At 49.2% G+C, this 2,957-nt stretch carries 2 protein-coding genes; one reads left to right on the forward strand and one right to left on the reverse strand.

From position 1 onward, the window contains the following. Positions 1 to 369 (forward strand): hypothetical protein (locus tag VIM87_RS02610; RefSeq protein WP_331995460.1); only part of this gene is annotated, 369 nt, incomplete at its 5' end. Positions 370 to 544: 175 nt separating this feature from the next. Here the strand turns inward: VIM87_RS02610 and VIM87_RS02615 are convergent. Then, a partial coding sequence (locus VIM87_RS02615) for a HEAT repeat domain-containing protein (protein WP_331995461.1) occupies positions 545 to 2,957 on the reverse strand: 2,413 nt, incomplete at its 5' end.

Raw genomic sequence — 2,957 nt, forward strand, 5'->3', positions numbered from 1 at the left:
GCACAAGAGGAGCCGCTGCAGGAAGGCGTACATAATTTTACCCTGCAATGGATAGGCTGGAACACGCCGGGGAAAGTGCAGATAGACAAAAAGGAGAATGATATTTATACCATTAAGGGAGAGCAGCGCAGCGTGGATAGAACTGAATATGCCACCATTAACGGTACCCTGCAGGTACTCTCCGCACGTGAGCTGCTTTTTGAAGGTAAGATCCAGACGCGGACCAAGGATAATAACAATGGCGAGGTTTGTGACAAAACCGGCGTCTATCATTTTTTAGCTAAAGGCGACCGTAAATACTGGCGCTTACAGGAAATGGATAATTGTGAAGGCAATAATGTAGTGGATTATGTAGATATTTATTTTTGATAGAATGTAAAATTCTAAATGTAAAATTTAAAATGTAAAAGTAAAATGCCGCGAAGCCAGTCAGGCTTATATTCGCGGCATTTTACTTTTACATTTATTTCGTTCATAAAGTCTTTTAAATGGTCTCTATGAACCTCCTTCGTCGGTTTATGATTTGAAATTTTACATTCTTCTCTTACTCTCCCTTTTGTTCCGCCAGGAAACTCACCACATCGCGGATCTCTTTTTTGGAAAGGATCAGCTTCATATCCGGCATGCTGGATTGTGCATACTCCTTTTTCACGATCTGGTCGGCGGGAATAGTACGTACCGGCTCCAGGCCTTCTTTTACTTTTAACCCTGCTTTACTTTCTTCCTGTAAGATAGCGGTGAGCTTTTTACCGTCCTTCAGCTCAAGCGTTACCATGCCAAAGCCAGGCGCCAGGCGCGCGCTGGGCGATATGAGCGCCTGCAGGATCTGATCCCGGGATATGCGGTTGGCCACTCCGTTCAAACGCGGTCCGGCATTGCCTCCCCTATCGTCGTATGAATGGCAGCGCATACACTGTGAGTTCTGGTTATTAAAAAAGATCTGCCTGCCGCGGTGAGGATCCCCACCTACCAAACAGCTGCTGTAAGAAGCCATCAGGTCATTGGCAGAGAGCTTGCTGCTGATCTCTTTATAACGGGCTATTAAAGGCTGTGAGCGGCTGCTGTCAATGGCTTCGCCCAGCTCCAGGTAAATGTCCGGGCTTAGTTTGCCGGTACCCATTTTATTCAGCAGGTCTTCAAACGTTTTACCGGTATAGGTAAGCGGTAATTTACCCAGCGTTAATACGGCGGCCTGTTTTTCTTCCATTGTTTTGGAGCTGATCACATCTGTGAGCAGGGATACCATCAGCTCTTTGGGGATGTTCATTTTCTCCAGCAGGTCCAGCCCGGCTACCCGTACTGTTTTTTCTTTATCCGCTATAGCCAGCTTAATGGCCTGTTCTGCAGCGGGATCCTGCAAGGTTACCAATGCCTGCAGCACTTCCACGCGCATGGCAGACTCACGGTCGGTTTTCAGTACGGCCAGCAATTCAGGTGCTGCCTGTTTAATATTCAGCTTGCTGATGGCTTTTGCTGCACTTAACCTTACCGGCAGCTCTTTATTCTTTAATAAGGCTGTAAGCGCATTTGCAGATACATTTACCACTGGCGCTGCATCTCTTTTGACCTCCCCTCTTAAACGTCCGTCCACACGGTCAAGCACAGAAGGCTTAGCCCATACGCTTAATGCATCAATAGCCTCTGCCCGCATAGCTGCAGGACCGCCTTCTTTCAGCGCGTAATGCACCAGCGTTTTCATAGCAGTATCAGTACCTACGCGCAGGTTGGCATTGATCACACGGCGCAGCAGGGCTTCATTGGTGAAGCGGGTGGTATTTAATAAGCCGGCCAGGGCGGGCAATGCATCTTTAATGGAAAGATCATCATTAATAGCGCGGGCCGCTTCTGTTACCACAAATTCATCGGAATCGTTCAGGAAGCTGGTTATGCCGGGATTAGCCATTCTGCGCAGCGTTACCACGGCGGCTATACGTAATGCGCGGGAAGGGTTGGTAGATAATGCGATCACCGGCTCTGCCTTGCCAATACGGGCTAAAGCCAGGCAGCCTGCGTGCCGCAGGTAGGTATCTGCATCGTTATTATCAGCCAGCATCCCGATGATGGGTTGTATAGCCGGTTCATACTTTATTCTGCCCAATGCTTCTGCTGCAAAAAAACGTACCCGGCTGGCCGTGTCTTTTAATAAGGGCACCAGCGCAGCGCCGGCATCATTGTAACGGATATCTCCCAGCCATTTTGCCGCCTGTGCCCTGATCTCGGGATCATTATCTTTCAGCACCGGCACCAGTACCGCAGCATATTTTTTATCCTGCCGGCCCAGCTGGCTAATGCCCCATATAGCGTGTACCCGTGCCAGTTGGTTATCTGTTTGTTTAAGCGCCTGCTCAAAGATGGCCTGGCCTTTATCTTTACGCTTTACCAGCTCAAACTGTGCTTTCAGCCGTACCCGCATATCGGGGTTCTTCAGGATGCCTCCTAATTCAGCCTCCCCGCGTTTGCTGAAATCTTCGGCCAGTAAAGCCTTTACTTCTTTACGTATAGGCGTGGTTGCGGCATTGTTATCGTCCAGCTTCCAGATGCGGCCATAGTTATGTGTATCCCATCCATCGATCCAGTCGGCTACATACAGCGCGCCATCCGGGCCAAAATCCAGGCCGGTGGCCAGTATGCCGCCCAATACCTTTTTATGTTCGCCCAGCTCAAAGGTGGCGCCTTTGGGGTTCAGCTTAAAACCGTGTATGCCGGAACCAGCGGGGTTACCCACAAATTCTGCTACAAAAAAAGTGTTCTTATAGGCTGCACCCAAAGCAGTGCCGGGGTTATATACAAAACCTGCAGGACCGCTTACAAAGTTGCTGATACAGGGAGTGATATAGGCCGCCTGTCCTTCAAAATGGGGCAGGTACATTTTTTCATCCATCCATACCTTATAGGTATTATTATCCTGGTCGCGGTATTTACCATATTGCCAGTTGCTGCGCCAGCCGGCATCAGAG

Source organism: Chitinophaga sp. (assembly GCF_036569125.1).
GTDB lineage: Bacteria > Bacteroidota > Bacteroidia > Chitinophagales > Chitinophagaceae > Chitinophaga.